Source organism: Pseudomonas sp. NIBRBAC000502773 (assembly GCF_006517195.1).
Taxonomy (GTDB): domain Bacteria; phylum Pseudomonadota; class Gammaproteobacteria; order Pseudomonadales; family Pseudomonadaceae; genus Aquipseudomonas; species Aquipseudomonas marginalis.
This window is the reverse complement of the sequence record NZ_CP041189.1, coordinates 1,234,985-1,250,655: the sequence shown is the minus strand read 5'-3', so window position 1 is coordinate 1,250,655 and position 15,671 is coordinate 1,234,985. Positions and strand designations below refer to the sequence as shown.

General features: G+C 60.3%; 13 protein-coding genes and 4 tRNA genes. 14 read left to right on the top strand and 3 right to left on the bottom strand.

Annotated elements, in window-relative coordinates:
- Window positions 1-41 precede the first annotated feature (41 nt).
- Entirely contained in the window at window positions 42-1,433 is a 1,392-nt protein-coding gene (locus tag NIBR502773_RS05645; RefSeq protein WP_141155596.1) for an aldehyde dehydrogenase family protein, read from the bottom strand.
- A 103-nt stretch (window positions 1,434-1,536) separates the two neighbouring features.
- Between NIBR502773_RS05645 and NIBR502773_RS05640 the strand changes: the two genes are divergently transcribed.
- Window positions 1,537-2,409: a LysR family transcriptional regulator gene (locus NIBR502773_RS05640; protein WP_098479026.1), complete on the top strand. Its 873-nt coding sequence runs from the start codon at window positions 1,537-1,539 to the stop codon at window positions 2,407-2,409.
- Here the strand turns inward: NIBR502773_RS05640 and NIBR502773_RS05635 are convergent.
- Both NIBR502773_RS05635 and NIBR502773_RS05630 read right to left on the bottom strand, forming a co-directional pair.
- On the bottom strand, window positions 2,406-2,615 hold the full coding sequence (locus tag NIBR502773_RS05635; protein WP_016970937.1) for a hypothetical protein: 210 nt from the start codon (window positions 2,613-2,615) through the stop codon (window positions 2,406-2,408). The genes NIBR502773_RS05640 and NIBR502773_RS05635 overlap by 4 nt on opposite strands.
- Window positions 2,616-2,716: 101 nt before the next feature.
- Window positions 2,717-3,913, bottom strand: coding sequence for an amino acid aminotransferase (locus NIBR502773_RS05630; RefSeq protein ID WP_027604058.1), 1,197 nt, complete (start codon window positions 3,911-3,913; stop codon window positions 2,717-2,719).
- 343 nt (window positions 3,914-4,256) lie between these two features.
- Here NIBR502773_RS05630 and uvrB point away from each other — a divergent pair, with 343 nt between their 5' ends.
- The 13 genes from uvrB (at window position 4,257) to NIBR502773_RS05565 (ending at window position 15,669) form a co-directional block, all read left to right on the top strand.
- A complete protein-coding gene (gene uvrB, locus NIBR502773_RS05625) occupies window positions 4,257-6,272 on the top strand; it encodes an excinuclease ABC subunit UvrB (protein WP_115486904.1) in 2,016 nt (671 codons plus the stop codon).
- A 133-nt stretch (window positions 6,273-6,405) separates the two neighbouring features.
- Complete coding sequence (gene gltX / locus NIBR502773_RS05620; RefSeq protein WP_005789780.1) at window positions 6,406-7,887, top strand: glutamate--tRNA ligase; 1,482 nt, start codon at window positions 6,406-6,408, stop codon at window positions 7,885-7,887.
- A gap of 147 nt (window positions 7,888-8,034) precedes the next feature.
- Window positions 8,035-8,110 (top strand) — tRNA-Ala (locus NIBR502773_RS05615).
- Between the two features lie 78 nt (window positions 8,111-8,188).
- Window positions 8,189-8,264: transfer RNA gene (locus NIBR502773_RS05610), tRNA-Glu, on the top strand.
- 50 nt (window positions 8,265-8,314) lie between these two features.
- Window positions 8,315-8,390: transfer RNA gene (locus NIBR502773_RS05605), tRNA-Ala, on the top strand.
- Window positions 8,391-8,469: 79 nt separating this feature from the next.
- Window positions 8,470-8,545, top strand: a tRNA-Glu gene (locus NIBR502773_RS05600).
- A 181-nt stretch (window positions 8,546-8,726) separates the two neighbouring features.
- Window positions 8,727-9,266 carry a TetR/AcrR family transcriptional regulator gene (locus NIBR502773_RS05595; RefSeq protein ID WP_115486905.1) on the top strand — a complete coding sequence of 180 codons (540 nt, stop codon included), beginning with the start codon at window positions 8,727-8,729 and terminating at the stop codon, window positions 9,264-9,266.
- A gap of 14 nt (window positions 9,267-9,280) precedes the next feature.
- Entirely contained in the window at window positions 9,281-10,114 is an 834-nt protein-coding gene (locus NIBR502773_RS05590; protein WP_141155595.1) for an alpha/beta hydrolase, read from the top strand.
- A gap of 39 nt (window positions 10,115-10,153) precedes the next feature.
- Window positions 10,154-10,588, top strand: coding sequence for a thioesterase family protein (locus NIBR502773_RS05585; protein WP_115486907.1), 435 nt, complete (start codon window positions 10,154-10,156; stop codon window positions 10,586-10,588).
- Between the two features lie 55 nt (window positions 10,589-10,643).
- Window positions 10,644-11,603, top strand: coding sequence for a tRNA-dihydrouridine synthase (locus NIBR502773_RS05580; protein WP_141155594.1), 960 nt, complete (start codon window positions 10,644-10,646; stop codon window positions 11,601-11,603).
- Between the two features lie 488 nt (window positions 11,604-12,091).
- Window positions 12,092-13,249 carry a hypothetical protein gene (locus tag NIBR502773_RS05575; RefSeq protein ID WP_141155593.1) on the top strand — a complete coding sequence of 386 codons (1,158 nt, stop codon included), beginning with the start codon at window positions 12,092-12,094 and terminating at the stop codon, window positions 13,247-13,249.
- A gap of 98 nt (window positions 13,250-13,347) precedes the next feature.
- Window positions 13,348-14,322 (top strand): hypothetical protein, encoded by a 975-nt coding sequence (locus NIBR502773_RS05570; protein WP_141155592.1) that lies wholly within the window; start codon window positions 13,348-13,350, stop codon window positions 14,320-14,322.
- A gap of 72 nt (window positions 14,323-14,394) precedes the next feature.
- Window positions 14,395-15,669, top strand: a complete 1,275-nt coding sequence (locus NIBR502773_RS05565; protein ID WP_141155591.1) for a hypothetical protein — start codon at window positions 14,395-14,397, stop codon at window positions 15,667-15,669.
- Window positions 15,670-15,671 lie beyond the last annotated feature (2 nt).

Here is a 15,671-nt window from a genome sequence, read left to right as displayed (position 1 = left end):
AGCCGAGTGGACAGAATGCTAACGCCATTTGTTCACTGCTGCTACTTGCGATCCAGCCATACGGTCTGCGCATTGCAGAATTCGCGCAGGCCAAAATGCGACAACTCGCGCCCGAACCCGCTCTTCTTCACGCCGCCAAACGCCACCCGAGGGTCGGACACGCTGAACGCATTGATGAAGATCCCGCCGGTGTCCAGCTGGTTGGCGATGTCGCGGGCCTTGGCCGGGTCGGTGGTGAAGAGGCTGGCGGTGAGGCCGAACTCGCTGTCATTGGCCAGGGCCACGGCGTGGTCGGCATCGCGGGCGGTGATGATCGACGCCACGGGGCCAAACAGTTCCTGCTTGAACGAAGTCATCTGGTCGGTAACGTCGGCCAGTACGGTCGGCTCATAGTAGTTGGCGGCACCGGCGACTTTGTGGCCGCCCAGCAGCAGGGTGGCGCCTTCTTCCAGGGTGGCCTGGACCTGGCCGTGCAGCTCGTCGCGCAGGTCGAAGCGCGCCATCGGGCCGACGTAGGTGCTGGCCGAGGTCGGGTCGCCCATCACCAGCGCGCGGCTGGCTTCGACGAACTTGGCGGTGAAGGCGTCCACCACACCGGCCTCGATGATCAGGCGCTTGGCGGCGGCGCAGACCTGGCCGCTGTTCTGGAAGCGGCCGATCACGGCGGCCTGCACGGCGGCGTCGAGGTCGGCGTCGTTGAGCACGATGAACGGGTCGGAGCCGCCCAGTTCCAGTACGCATTTCTTCAGCGCGGCACCGGCCTGGGAGCCGATGGCCATGCCGGCGCGTACGCTGCCGGTGAGGGTGACGGCGGCGATGCGCGGGTCGGCGATGGCGGTGGAGACGCCGTCCTGGGTCACGTTGATCACTTCGAACAGGCCTTCAGCGAATCCGGCCTTCTGCAACGCCGCTTTCATCAGGTAGGCGCTGCCCATCACGTTCGGCGCGTGTTTGAGCACGTAGGTATTGCCGGCGAGCAGGGTCGGCACGGCGCCGCGCAGCACTTGCCATACCGGGAAGTTCCACGGCATCACGGCGAGGATCGGGCCCAGCGGGCGGTATTCGATCCGGGCGCTGCCGTTGTCCACCAGGGTGGGTTCCGGGGCCAGCATGGCCGGGCCGTGGGCGGCATACCACTCGCTGAGCTGGGCGCATTTTTCGATTTCGGCGCGGGCCTGGGTGATGGGCTTGCCCATTTCCAGGGTGATCATCTGCGCCATTTCTTCGGCTTGATCGCGCAGTGCGCCGGCCAGGGCCAGCAGCAGTTCGGCGCGCTGGCTGACCGGCTGGCGGCGCCAGGTGCGGAAGGCTGCGGTGGCACGGTCGAGGGCGGCGTCCAGTTGCGCGGCGTTTTCGTAGGGATAGCTGCCGACTGTTTCGCCGGTGGCGGGGTTGATCGACAGGGCGTGGGTCTGGTGGGAAATAGCGTTCATGGCACCGTCCGGCTGAAAGAGTGGAATGGGTTCAGCGTACGGGGATGCATGTTTTCTGGAAACTGAATAATATTAAGCAATACATTCACGATTGGAGAATGACTTGGACCTGGTGCAGCTGGAAATCTTCAAGGCCGTTGCCGAGCAAGGCAGCATCAGCGCCGCCGCACAGTTGATTCATCGGGTGCCGTCGAACCTGACCACGCGCATCAAGCAACTGGAGCAGGATTTGGGCGTGGAGTTGTTTATCCGCGAGAAGAGTCGCCTGCGCCTGTCGCCCGCCGGGTGGAATTTCCTCGGTTATGCGCGGCGTATTCTCGACCTGGTGCAGGAAGCCCGCGCGACGGTGGCGGGGGAGGAGCCCCAGGGCGCATTTGCCCTCGGCTCCCTGGAAAGCACGGCGGCGGTGCGCATCCCGGCGCTGCTCGCGGCGTACAACCAGAAGCACACCAAGGTTGAATTGGACCTGAGCACCGGGCCTTCAGGCACGATGATCGAGGGCGTATTGTCGGGACGGCTGGCGGCCGCGTTTGTGGATGGGCCGGTATTGCATGCCACCCTGGAAGGCGTGGCGGTGTTCGAGGAGGAGATGGTGGTGATTGCGCCGCTGCACCACGCGCCAATCACGCGAGGGCAGGATGTGAACGGGGAGAGCATCTACACCTTCCGCTCCAACTGTTCCTACCGGCACCATTTCGAGCGCTGGTTCGCACAGGACGGCGCGGTGCCGGGGAGGATCTTCGAGATGGAGTCCTACCACGGCATGCTCGCCTGCGTCAGCGCCGGGGCCGGTCTGGCGCTGATGCCACGCAGTATGCTGGAAAGCATGCCGGGGTTTACCACGGTGAGCGTGTGGCCGCTGACGGACAGTTTTCGCACCCTGCATACCTGGCTGATCTGGCGCCGGGGTACGGTGTCGCAGAGTTTGAACAGTTTTGTGAAGTTGCTGGAGGAGCAGGGTGTGGCGTCGGCCTAGCCGCCGAACTGGAACGTGCCCATGGCCAGCTTGGCCATGATTGCCGTCGCGCCCAACTGCACCAGCCACAAGGCCAATCCACCCAGGAACACCCCGAGCGCCACCTGCAACACCAGGCTTTTCTGGCGCTTGGCTTGGGGCGCGCGCGGGGTGTAGTCGTGCAATTCGTCGCGGTCGGCGCGCAGGTCCAGGTCGTCGTTTCTCATAGGGCTCTCACAGCAAAGGGGCAATCAGGGTTCAGTCTAGTGGGTTCGCCAATAAAAAGGGGGAAGCCATCGGCTTCCCCCTTCGTATGACGCCGTCAGGCTTATAGAACCTGAACAATCGCCTTTGTTACCGCAGCAATGTTCGACTGGTTCAACGCCGCCACGCAGATACGCCCGGTATCCAGCGCGTAGATACCAAACTCGCTGCGCAGGCGGGTGACTTGCTCAACGGTCAGGCCGGAGTAGGAGAACATCCCGCGCTGGCGACCGACGAAGCTGAAGTCGTGGCCCGGGGCAGCCTTGGCCAGCTCGGCAACCATCTGCTCACGCATGCCACGGATGCGCAGGCGCATCTCGGCCAGTTCGGCTTCCCACTGGGCGCGCAGCTCAGGGTTGTTGAGCACCGCGGCAACAATCGCTGCGCCGTGGGTTGGCGGGTTGGAGTAGTTGGTGCGGATCACGCGCTTGACCTGGGACAGGATGCGCGCGCTTTCTTCCTTGGAGTCGCCGACGATGGACAGCGCGCCCACACGCTCGCCGTACAGGGAGAACGACTTGGAGAACGAGCTGGAGACAAAGAAGGTCAGGCCCGATTCGGCGAACAGGCGCACGGCCGCGGCGTCTTCGTGGATACCGTCGCCAAAGCCCTGGTAGGCCATGTCGAGGAACGGTACCAGGTTTCGGGCCTTGACCACGTCCAGCACGTTCTGCCAGTCGGCCGGGCTCAGGTCGACGCCGGTCGGGTTATGGCAGCAGGCGTGCAGCACCACGATGGACTGGGGCGGCAGGGCGTTGAGGTCTTCGAGCAGGCCGGCACGGTTCACGTCGTGGGTGGCGGCGTCGTAGTAGCGGTAGTTCTGCACCGGGAAGCCGGCGGTTTCGAACAGGGCGCGGTGGTTTTCCCAGCTCGGGTCGCTGATCGCAACGACAGCGCCTGGCAGCAATTGCTTGAGGAAGTCTGCACCCAGCTTCAGGGCGCCGGTGCCGCCTACCGCTTGCACGGTGGTGACGCGGCCAGCGTTCAGCAGTGGCGATTCAGCGCCGAACAGCAGGGTTTGCACGGCCTTGTCGTAGGCCGCGATGCCGTCGATCGGCAAGTAGCCACGGGCGGCGTGTTGCGCCACGCGAATGGCTTCCGCTTCGGCAACGGCACGCAAGAGTGGAATCTTCCCCTCCTCGTTGCAGTAAACGCCCACGCCAAGGTTGACCTTGGTGGTTCGTGTATCGGCGTTGAATGCTTCGTTGAGGCCCAGGATTGGATCGCGTGGTGCCATTTCGACAGCGGAGAACAGGCTCATTTTTGCGGCAGCTCTATGGGAGAAGGGAGGGACGTGTCGCGCTCCAGCCGAATGCACTAGAGCGGTGCACAAACGGGGAGCTAGTATAGAGGCCATCACCGCTGAGGGCGACAACCGAAACGGCTTTTCGGCCAAGTTTTTCGGTTTATTTGCCGACCGTTAGTCTTATTGCAACATGGATCAATGACGGCAGGCGGGACGGTTGCCTTGAAACCCGTCACATTCGCCACCACTTCTACAGCTATCATGGTTTTTTCCTACGGCCTGCTCTGAAACTTCGCGGGTTGTGGTCTTTTTCGTCCCCGACGGGTTTACAGTCTGGGGTGACTTCAAGAGGTACGTTATGTCGGATTTCCAACTAGTCACCCGCTTTGAACCTGCCGGCGACCAGCCCGAGGCCATTCGCCAGATGGTCGAAGGCATCGAGGCCGGCCTGGCGCACCAGACGCTGCTCGGGGTGACCGGTTCGGGCAAGACCTTCAGCATCGCCAACGTGATTGCGCAGATCAACCGCCCCACGCTGGTGTTGGCTCCGAACAAGACCCTGGCCGCGCAGTTGTACGGCGAGTTCAAGGCGTTCTTCCCGAACAACGCGGTGGAATACTTCGTTTCCTACTACGACTACTACCAGCCCGAAGCGTATGTACCGTCCTCCGATACCTTTATCGAGAAGGATGCGTCGATCAACGACCATATCGAGCAGATGCGGCTGTCGGCGACCAAGGCGTTACTGGAGCGCAAGGACGCGATCATCGTCACCACGGTGTCGTGCATCTATGGCCTGGGCAGCCCGGAAACCTATTTGAAGATGGTGCTGCACGTCGACCGCGGCGACAAACTCGACCAGCGCGAGCTGCTGCGCCGCCTGACCAGCCTGCAGTACACCCGCAACGACATGGATTTTGCCCGTGCCACCTTCCGCGTGCGTGGCGATGTGATCGACATCTACCCGGCAGAATCCGACCTGGAGGCGATTCGCATCGAGCTGTTTGACGATGAGGTCGAGAGCCTGTCTGCCTTCGACCCGTTGACCGGCGAGGTGATCCGCAAGCTGCCGCGCTTCACTTTCTATCCGAAAAGCCACTACGTGACCCCGCGCGAAACCCTGATGGGCGCCATCGAGGGTATCAAGGTCGAGCTGGCCGAGCGCCTGGAGTACCTGCGTGCCAACAACAAGCTGGTGGAAGCCCAGCGTTTGGAGCAACGCACGCGCTTTGACCTGGAGATGATCCTCGAGCTGGGTTACTGCAACGGCATCGAGAACTACTCGCGCTACCTCTCGGGCCGTGACTCCGGCGCACCGCCGCCGACCCTCTACGATTACCTGCCCGACGACGCTCTGCTGGTGATCGACGAGTCCCACGTCAGCGTGCCGCAAGTGGGCGCCATGTATAAGGGCGACCGCTCGCGCAAGGAAACCCTGGTGGAGTACGGCTTCCGTCTGCCTTCGGCACTGGATAACCGGCCGATGCGCTTCGACGAGTGGGAAGCCATCAGCCCGCAGACCATCTTTGTCTCCGCTACGCCGGGCAACTACGAGGCCGAGCATGCTGGTCGTGTGATCGAGCAACTGGTGCGTCCCACCGGCCTGGTCGACCCGGAAATCGAAATCCGCCCGGCGCTGACCCAGGTCGACGACTTGCTCTCGGAAATCACCAAGCGCGTGGCGCTGGAGGAACGGGTGCTGGTCACCACGCTGACCAAGCGCATGTCCGAAGACTTGACCGACTACCTCGCCGACCACGGCGTGCGCGTGCGTTACCTGCACTCGGACATCGACACCGTGGAGCGCGTGGAAATCATCCGCGACCTGCGCCTGGGCACCTTTGACGTGCTGGTGGGCATCAACCTGCTGCGCGAAGGCCTGGACATGCCGGAAGTGTCGCTGGTGGCAATCCTCGATGCGGACAAGGAGGGCTTCCTGCGTTCCGAGCGCTCGCTGATCCAGACCATCGGTCGCGCGGCGCGTAACCTCAATGGCCGGGCGATTCTCTACGCGGACCGCATCACCGGTTCCATGGAGCGGGCGATTGGCGAGACGCAACGCCGTCGCGACAAGCAGATTGCCTTCAACCTGGAAAACGGCATTACGCCCAAGGGCGTGTTCAAGGACGTTGCCGACATCATGGAAGGCGCCACCGTGCCGGGCTCTCGCAGCAAGAAGCGCAAGGGCATGGCCAAGGCCGCCGAGGAAAGCGCCAAGTACGAAAACGAACTGCGCTCGCCGAGTGAGATCACCAAGCGGATTCGCCAGTTGGAAGAGAAAATGTACCAGTTGGCGCGGGACCTGGAGTTCGAGGCCGCGGCGCAGACCCGCGATGAAATTGGCAAGTTGCGCGAGCGACTGCTGGCGGTTTGATTGGTGGTGACTTGACCGGCCTCATCGGGGACTTGCCCCCGATGGCTGCGCCTCGGTTTTCCAGAAATCACCCAGGCTGTTACCATTCGCCCCTTGTTTCAATTTCAGTTATATCGCCCATTCGAGACCTGCCATGACCACCGTCCGCACGCGCATCGCGCCATCGCCTACTGGGGATCCCCACGTCGGCACTGCCTACATCGCCTTGTTCAACTACTGCTTTGCCAAGCAGCACGGCGGTGAATTCATCCTGCGGATCGAAGACACCGACCAACTGCGCTCTACCCGTGAGTCGGAACAGCAGATTTTCGATGCCCTGCGCTGGTTGGGCATTACCTGGGCCGAAGGCCCGGACGTCGGCGGCCCGCACGGTCCGTATCGCCAGAGCGAGCGCAGCGACATCTACAAGCAGTACACCCAGCAGCTGGTCGACATGGGCCATGCGTTCCCATGCTTCTGCACCGCTGAAGAACTCGACCAGATGCGCGCCGAGCAACAGGCCCGTGGCGAAACCCCGCGCTACGATGGCCGCGCATTGCTGCTGTCGAAAGAGGAAGTGGCTGCCCGCCTGGCCGCCGGTGAACCTCACGTTATCCGCATGAAGGTGCCGAGCGAAGGCGTGTGTGTGGTGCCGGACATGTTGCGCGGTGACGTCGAGATCCCGTGGGACCGCATGGACATGCAGGTGCTGATGAAGACCGACGGCCTGCCGACGTACTTCCTGGCCAACGTGGTCGATGACCACCTGATGGGCATCACCCACGTATTGCGCGGTGAAGAATGGCTGCCGTCGGCGCCGAAGCTGATCCTGCTTTACGAGTACTTCGGTTGGGAACAGCCGCAGCTGTGCTACATGCCGCTGCTGCGTAACCCGGACAAGAGCAAGCTGTCCAAGCGCAAGAACCCGACCTCGGTGACGTTCTACGAGCGCATGGGCTTCATGCCCGAGGCGATGCTCAACTACCTGGGGCGCATGGGCTGGTCGATGCCGGACGAGCGCGAGAAGTTCTCCCTGCAGGAAATGGTCGATAACTTCGACCTGTCCCGTGTGTCCCTGGGCGGCCCGATCTTCGATATCGAGAAACTCTCGTGGCTCAATGGCCAGTGGCTGCGTGATCTGCCGGTGGAAGAGTTCGCCAGCCGCGTGCAGCAATGGGCGTTGAACCCGGAATACATGATGAAGATCGCGCCGCTGGTGCAGGGCAGGGTGGAGACGTTCAGCCAGGTTGCACCGTTGGCCAGCTTCTTCTTTGCCGGTGGCGTTAACCCGGATGCCAAGTTGTTCGAATCGAAGAAACTCTCTGGTGACCAGGTTCGTCAATTGATGCAACTGATCCTGTGGAAGCTGGAAAGCCTGCGCCAGTGGGAGAAGGACGCGATCACTGCGACGATCCAGGCGGTGGTGGAATCCCTGGAGTTGAAATTGCGCGATGCCATGCCGCTGATGTTTGCCGCGATCACTGGGCAGGCCAGTTCGGTGTCGGTGCTGGATGCGATGGAAATTCTCGGCCCGGACCTGACCCGTTTCCGCCTGCGCCAAGCCCTTGATTTGCTTGGTGGTGTATCGAAGAAAGAAAACAAAGAGTGGGAAAAACTGTTGGGCGCTATCGCTTAAGCAGTCCGTTGCAGCGACGAAACCCAGGTTTTCCGGGGTTTCGTCGGTAAGTGATTGTTATCCCGGCAAAAAATTTTGGAAAATGTTGAAAATAAATTTGACACCTTTCCAAACCGCCATTAAGATTCGCCCCGTCCTCACCGATGAGGGGCTATAGCTCAGCTGGGAGAGCGCTTGCATGGCATGCAAGAGGTCAACGGTTCGATCCCGTTTAGCTCCACCAATCTACAGGTTCAAGGTCTGGCCACACCGTCCTTGAATCGATCAGCTCTCAGCGCTGGTCAGATGTACAGAAGGTTTTGTCCCCTTCGTCTAGTGGCCTAGGACACCGCCCTTTCACGGCGGTAACAGGGGTTCGAGTCCCCTAGGGGACGCCAGTTTCAACAAGCAGTTCGAAAGGCCTGCTGCGCCGCGAGGCGAAAAATCCGGGGCTATAGCTCAGCTGGGAGAGCGCTTGCATGGCATGCAAGAGGTCAACGGTTCGATCCCGTTTAGCTCCACCAATTTACAGGTTCAAGGTCTGGCCACACCGTCCTTGAATCGATCAGCTCTCAGCGCTGGTCAGCTGTACAGAAGGTTTGTGTCCCCTTCGTCTAGTGGCCTAGGACACCGCCCTTTCACGGCGGTAACAGGGGTTCGAGTCCCCTAGGGGACGCCACGATTACCCGCTCTGCGGGATTTTTAAGGGTCATTCAATTATTGAATGGCCCTTTTGTTTGTCTGGCGTTTGGCCAATTCTCTCCCCCATTCCCTTTGCTTTGCTGACCAGTGGTCATGCTTGTCGCTTGCTAAATATTATTATGGTAATAATATTAAACCCATGAAAGTCGGAGGCAACGATGAGCGATAAAAAAGCGCAAACCCGCGAACGTATTCTGCAAGCCGCCAGCACTGCATTGACCCAGCGTGGTCCGGCCGAGCCTAGCGTGGGCGAAGTCATGGGCGCGGCGGGGCTGACCGTCGGTGGTTTCTACGCGCACTTTGAAAGCAAGGACGCCTTGATGCTGGAGGCGTTCACCCAGTTGTTGGCGCGGCGGCGTGCATCTATCGACGATATGGACGCACAGCTGACGGGAGAAGAGCGCAGGGGCCTGGTGGCGGCGTTTTATCTGTCACGCAAGCACCGCGATTCTACAGTCCAGGCATGCCCGATCCCGGCCACCGTGGGCGAGATGGCGCGGCTGCCGAACGCCTTCCGCGAGGCGCTGAGCGAGCATGTGGAACTGATGGCGGCCCAGCTTGCCGCGAGTCCCGAAGACACTGACAAAGCCTTGGCTGATATGGCGTTGATGATCGGCGGGCTGGCCTTGGCACGAGCCCTGGGGCCGGGCGAGTTGTCGGACCGAGTGTTACGCGCGGCCAAGTCGGCTGTGCGCTAGAAGAGGGTGCAAGGATGGGCGCGTTAACCTGGATTCGTCGCTTCAACGGCACGCTGGGGCACCTGGCGCCGCAAACGGTGGCCAACAAGATGCGGCGTGCCTTCATGACGCCGCGCGACCTGCCGCCACGTGACTGGGAGCTCCCGCTGCTGGCGCAATCGGAGCGCATCACCTTGCGTTTCGGCTTGTCGGCCCTGCGCTGGGGCCAAGGCCCTGCGGTGTTGTTGATGCACGGCTGGGAAGGTCGTCCGACCCAGTTCGCCAGCTTGATCACCGCGTTGGTAGGCAACGGTTACTCCGTGATTGCCCTGGACGGTCCGGCCCATGGGCGTTCACCGGGACGGGAGGCTCACGTGCTGCTGTTCGCCCGCGCTATGCTGGAGGCGGCTGCCGAACTGCCACCGCTGCACGCCGTGATCGGCCATTCCATGGGCGGCGCCAGTGCGATGCTGGCAGTGCAGTTGGGGCTGCGTACCGAGGCGTTGGTGAGCATCGCCGCCCCGTCACGCTTTCTGGATGTGCTGCGCGGATTTACCACGATGGTTGGTCTGCCGGCGCGGGCACGCTCGGCCTTTATCCAGGAGGTGGAGTTGACGTTCGGCATGCCGCTCAAGCACCTGGATGTGGCGCACTACCAGATGAACATCCCCGGCCTGATCGTGCACGCCGAAGACGATACGTTTGTTCCGGTCAAAGCGTCTCAAGCCATCCACGAAGCCTGGTTCGACAGCCGTCTGCTGCGCCTGGAGCAGGGCGGGCACCAGAAAGTGCTGGCCGATCCCCGGGTGATCGAGGGCGTGCTGGCGCTATTGGCCGGCTGTCGTCTACAGGACCGGCAAACCGCCTGATACACTGCTCCCGCCGACATCAATCGACTGGAGCAAGGCATGGGCTGGGATTTGGCAACGCCGTTTATCATCGATCTGCAGGTCGCACCTGAAGACATTGACGGCCTGGGGCACGCCAATAACGCGGTGTACGTGTCCTGGCTGGAGCGCTGCGCCTGGCGCCATTCCCAGCGCCTGGGGCTGGACCTCACCGAGTACCGCCGCCTGGACCGTGCCATGGCCGTGGTGCGCCATGAAATCGATTATCTGGCGGCAGGCTACGAAGGCGACGAGTTGCAGTTGGCCACCTGGATCGTCGATTGGGATCAGCGCCTGAAGATGACCCGTCGTTTCCAGCTGGTACGCCCGCGTGACGGTGCGACCTTGCTGCGGGCGCACACCACCTTTGTCTGCATCGAATTGTCCAGCGGCAAGCCCAAACGCATGCCGGCCGAATTTCTCGACGGTTATGGTCCCGCCCTGACAGGGGGTTAACGGTTGCCGCGGGAAACCCAGTAAACTGCGCCACGATTTTTGTTGAGTGTTTTCCATGCAAATTGCTTTGGCGCCCATGGAGGGGTTGGTCGACAACATCCTGCGGGACGTGTTGACCCGCGTGGGCGGTATCGACTGGTGTGTGACCGAGTTCATCCGCGTCAACGACCGCCTGCTCACCCCGGCGTATTTCCACAAGCTCGCCCCGGAACTGCTGCACGGTGCCCACACCGCAGCCGGTGTGCCGTTGCGCGTGCAATTGCTCGGCTCCGACCCGGTTTGCCTGGCGGAAAACGCCGCCCTGGCCTGCGAGCTGGGTTCCGAGGTGATCGACCTGAACTTCGGCTGCCCGGCCAAGACCGTCAATAAGTCCCGCGGCGGTGCAGTGCTGCTCAAGGAGCCAGAGCTGCTCAACCAGATCGTCGAACACGTGCGTCGTGCGGTGCCTGCCCATATCCCGGTCACCGCCAAGATGCGTCTGGGTTTCGACAGCCCGGATGGCGCGCTGGTGTGCGCCACGGCCCTGGCCGAAGGCGGTGCGGCGCATATTGTGGTGCATGCGCGTACCAAGACCGATGGCTACAAACCGCCCGCCCACTGGGAGTGGATTCCACGGGTACAGGAGGTGGTCAAGGTGCCGGTGTTCGCCAATGGCGATATCTGGAGCGTCGAAGACTGGCGGCGCTGTCGGGAGATCAGTGGTGTCGAAGACATCATGCTCGGTCGCGGCCTGGTGGCGCGCCCGGACCTGGCCCGGCAAATCGCCGCCGCGCGTGCAGGGGACGAAGTGGTGGAAATGACCTGGGCGCAAATGCAACCCATGCTTCAAGACTTCTGGACCCAGTCGGTAGCACAACTGACCGAGCGCCAGGCCCCCGGCCGGTTGAAGCAGTGGCTGGCGATGTTGACGCGCAACTACCCCGAAGCTGTAGCGCTGTTTACCGCCTTGCGCCGCGAAACCGAACTGGGGCAAGTCAGTCGTTTGTTGGGTATGGATACGCCTGCCGCTGCCTGATCTATAACGATACTGTTGATCACCTGCCGATGGTTCAAACAAGGCTCTTTATCGAAAGATAAGGAGCCTTTTGCGTTGCGGGATTTTTGAGTTGTGACTGAGTTGTTCTGAAAACTTCCGTAGTTATTCGTGCGACAGCTTAATTATGACTGATGATTTTTTGTGCCCGCTAACTATCACAGAACAATAGTTAATGGTGTCGTTAAGTATGTCTCCTAATTGCATGTCTGACGCTTTATTAACAGGTGTGTCACGCGAGTGTGACGTCGACGTGCGCTGAATCAGGCTTTTCCTGGAGTTGCCATGAGGCAAAGTCTGAAAGTGCGTGTTGGTTTCCTTATGTGAGGTGCGATTTCTGGAACTCGATAGCCTCAGACTCCACGAAAGTAGTGACTTTGAGGCAACGCTGTTGTCTTTCAGTCCACCTAAATTTCATTGCTGTCCCAGGCATTTAATGGCCGAGATGGCGCTGACGAAGGAACTTGCTTATGTCTCTCTCGATCAATAATTCACCTTCTATAAAACTTGATACGGCACGCGATGAAGTGCCGTCGTCAACACTCCCAAAGTCCAGCGTGCCATTGAGTACCTCCAAGACGGATTCAGCATGGACTTCATCTGCACTTTTTCCTGACAATGCCCGAACGACTCGGGGTGAAATGATGATCAGCGCGGGGGCGCTTTCAAAGTTGTTCGACATGCTTGAGCAAGTCTTCAAGTCCATGCGTGAGGTTATTTTAGGAAAAAATGTAACCCCTCAACCCGCTATCCCCTCCGATAAGGCACTCAAGGCCACACCGGATTCGTCTGACCCGCTGAAAATGAAGGCAGATGCAGCCACGTTACCGAAGGCCTCGTCGGATTCGGCTGACCCACAGAAGATGAAGGCAGATGCAGGCACGTTGCCAAGGACCACGTCGGCTTCGACAGACCCACAGAAAGTGAAGGTAAATGCAGACCCGTTGGCGAAGACCCCGTCGGATACGACGAGCGAACTGAAAGTGAAAATTGACGACGGGTTGCTTCCAGGGACGTCACGCAAGCCCACGTCACATGTTTCGCCGGCGGTACCCGTGCCCAGCGTCAACGTGAGTAACGACTCGAATGCGCAGGTAAAGGTGGAGCTCAATATTGGTCGTTGTCACTGTCCTGACACTCCCGTCGAGCACGACAGAGGCAGGCTCAAGACCGTGCCCGACGCGGCGCCCAATCCTGTCCCGATGCCCAAGGCCGAGGTGACTCCACAACCCGAAGCCCGGGTGCCGGACACCAAGCCCGGCGTGCAGCCCAAGCCCGCGTTGATACCCAAGGCCGAGGTGACTCCACAACCCGAAGCCCGGGTGCCGGACACCAAGCCTGGCGTGCAGCCCAAGCCTGCGTCGATACCCAAGGCCGAGGTGACTCCGCAACCCGAAGTCAAGGTTCCGGGCAGCCATCCTGGTGTGCTGCACAAGCCTGAACCGATGCCCCTTCCCGGGGTAGTACCGCAACCCGGCACGAAGATCGTGCCCCCGACTGATACCAAGCCGACGGTCACTCCAGATCAGCCAAAGCCTGAGTCTGACGTGACCAGTCCGGGCCCTGCTGAAAAAGATAACGACCTCAAAGGGTGGAGTTTTATCAATCGTCGTCGGCTGAAAACCTGACGCCAGGCATCGCACTTCAACTTCTTCGATAAATAAAAACGGTGTTTCTCCGGGGAGCTTAACGTCCGGAGAAACACTAAGAAAGTGGAGAGAAAACCATGTCGTATTGCTCGATTGATAACATTGCACGCGTAGTGGATGTTCGGCAGGTGTTGAACAGCGATTTGTCGGCGCCTGCCAACGAACTCATGCCTTCATACCGGTTTAAACCTGTCGAGCCTGTCAAAGCCGCTGTCTCTACTCCTCTCGGCGTACCACGAAGTAACACGGCAGTAGGGGCGGACTCAAATCCAGCAGCCAGCCTTGTTGCGTTGTTTACTTCATTTTTCACGCAGTTGTTTAACCTTCTCTCGAATAAAACGGATAAGGTCGTTCCCGAGAACACACCGCTGCCCCAAGTTACTCCAACGGTCGACCCACCGGCTCCGCCAGAACCGCAACCGCAACCGCAACCGCAACCGCGACAAAATTTCCCTATAGCAAACTTATCCGATAAGCGAAATGGCGCCAAGCCGGACAATATCTGGAGTGGGTTTCGCCAGGGGCCGGATGGTAACTGTGTCACGGTATCGGCCATTAAGGCGGCCATGTACAAGTTCGGCCAAAGTCCAACGGATATCTATAAAGAGGTGGTCAAGACGAACAATGGTTATCGGGTGACGATGCGCGACGACTTTGTACTTAACTTGACGGATCAAGAGTTGAAGGTTGGCGCCGCAGGTTCGCTCTTTATCGGCTCCGATAAAGGCATGCTCAAGGACGCGCAATTTCTGTTCGCTGTCAGCGCCAAGCGTGCGCAGATGGAAAACAACGACGGCTGGGCGAGCCGCAGTTATCGCGCAGCAGTGCGAACATTGAACGATGGGGAGGATGATGATGGGCCGGGTGAGGGCTTCCTGCGTTTGGGGCTGCGCAAGCACATGAAGAGGGTCAACGTACGTGACCTCGCCAAAGGCCAGTTGGGCATGTGCAATCGTGCCCGTCATTCGGTGGCCGTGATCAATGGCCGCGAAGAGATTTATGGGCGCCAAGGCTCGGCGCCGACACGTGGGGTCGCCATCGCGCTGGTGTGATGCGTGTGTGCAAGGCGTGCAGCCAGGGCCTCTGGCTGCACATTTCCAGTCCAGTCTTGAGTGAGCAGTCCCATGAACACTTTGATTGAGGGTCGTGGCCCGGTCATGGCCAATCGGCCGTATGAGTACGTTTCAAGTATTTCCAACACCAGGGCCGGGGTGAAACTTGATGATCCCGTGAATGCATTCAATGCCGCCGAACGTCGATTTGGCGAAAACTATGACTGCAGTACCCATGCGGCCGTTATCAAAATGATGATGATGACATTCGGTCGACACCCCACTGATGTATTCAATGAGGTCGTTCCCGCAGGTGACGGGTATGCCGTCACCATGAAAGACCAATACAACGTGCATGTTTCACAGGCGGAACTTGAACGAGCGGCACAGGCTTGCAGGTTCACAGGGCGGGACCCCGAGGCGGTGAAACACGCCAGCTTCATGTTCGCGGCCTTTGTGAAACGCAAGCAGCTGTCAGGTGGCTATGGGACGTTCGATGCCGCCCTGGCGAAGACCCTTGAGGGTGAGACAAGCAAGCGATGCCTGGAGGGCATGGGCGTGTATGGTTTGTCGCGGTCCGTAGAGGCCAGCGATATGGTTGGCAGGGAGGCTGCCTGGGTACGGCAAACCCATGCCTTTGGCGCTGCGGTGGTGGTGAACGGCGTCGTGTCCAACTATGGCCGGCAGGGACCGGCCGAGGGTGGTTACGGGTATGTGCTGTTTGATGATCGCCAGGTTCCATCGCACCCAGGTGTGGAGGTTTCCCTCGTGTCAGAAAGCATCAGGCATGCGGATATCTGGAGCGGTTTTTATCAAGGTGCAGAGGGCAATTGCGTCACGGTGTCGGCAATCAAGGCCGCCATCACGCGATTCCCCGACGGCATCTATACGGCCATCCACAGGACACCCGATGGCTGTGAGGTGACGATGCGTGATGGCGTCCGGCTGCGGTTGACGAATGAGGAGCTGAGGCAGGCAACCGCAGCCTCGAATTTTCTCGGCAGCAATCGGGTGTTGCTCGATTACGCCAACTTCCTCTACGCCGTCAGCGCCAAACGCGCGCAAATGGAAAATAACGATTTCCGTGCCCGGCAAAGCTATACGGTCGCTCTGGAAACCCTTAATGACGGTGAAGCTCCAGACGAGGCACTCCTACGCCTGGGCCTGTTTGGCTACATGCGTAACAGCACGGTAGACGAGTTGGCCCAGGGCGTGATCGGGACGATGGAAGACGGTTGGCATTCCGTGGCGGTGGTCGGTGGCGCACTGGACCTGTATGGGCAAAAGCACGCGCTGCACACGTCGCCCTGGAAACGCAGGGCGTTGAGCGCGCTCAAGCTGGTGTGAGG

Excerpts from the sequence above, each read along its gene's own strand:
- uvrB (WP_115486904.1), top strand. The coding sequence starts at position 4,257 with ATGTCGGATTTCCAACTAGTCACCCGCTTTGAACCTGCCGGCGACCAG.
- NIBR502773_RS05595 (WP_115486905.1), top strand. The coding sequence starts at position 8,727 with ATGAGCGATAAAAAAGCGCAAACCCGCGAACGTATTCTGCAAGCCGCC.
- NIBR502773_RS05565 (WP_141155591.1), top strand. The coding sequence starts at position 14,395 with ATGAACACTTTGATTGAGGGTCGTGGCCCGGTCATGGCCAATCGGCCG.
- NIBR502773_RS05645 (WP_141155596.1), bottom strand. The coding sequence starts at position 1,433 with ATGAACGCTATTTCCCACCAGACCCACGCCCTGTCGATCAACCCCGCC.
- gltX (WP_005789780.1), top strand. The coding sequence starts at position 6,406 with ATGACCACCGTCCGCACGCGCATCGCGCCATCGCCTACTGGGGATCCC.
- NIBR502773_RS05575 (WP_141155593.1), top strand. The coding sequence starts at position 12,092 with ATGTCTCTCTCGATCAATAATTCACCTTCTATAAAACTTGATACGGCA.
- NIBR502773_RS05590 (WP_141155595.1), top strand. The coding sequence starts at position 9,281 with ATGGGCGCGTTAACCTGGATTCGTCGCTTCAACGGCACGCTGGGGCAC.
- NIBR502773_RS05635 (WP_016970937.1), bottom strand. The coding sequence starts at position 2,615 with ATGAGAAACGACGACCTGGACCTGCGCGCCGACCGCGACGAATTGCAC.
- NIBR502773_RS05585 (WP_115486907.1), top strand. The coding sequence starts at position 10,154 with ATGGGCTGGGATTTGGCAACGCCGTTTATCATCGATCTGCAGGTCGCA.
- NIBR502773_RS05570 (WP_141155592.1), top strand. The coding sequence starts at position 13,348 with ATGTCGTATTGCTCGATTGATAACATTGCACGCGTAGTGGATGTTCGG.
- NIBR502773_RS05630 (WP_027604058.1), bottom strand. The coding sequence starts at position 3,913 with ATGAGCCTGTTCTCCGCTGTCGAAATGGCACCACGCGATCCAATCCTG.
- NIBR502773_RS05580 (WP_141155594.1), top strand. The coding sequence starts at position 10,644 with ATGCAAATTGCTTTGGCGCCCATGGAGGGGTTGGTCGACAACATCCTG.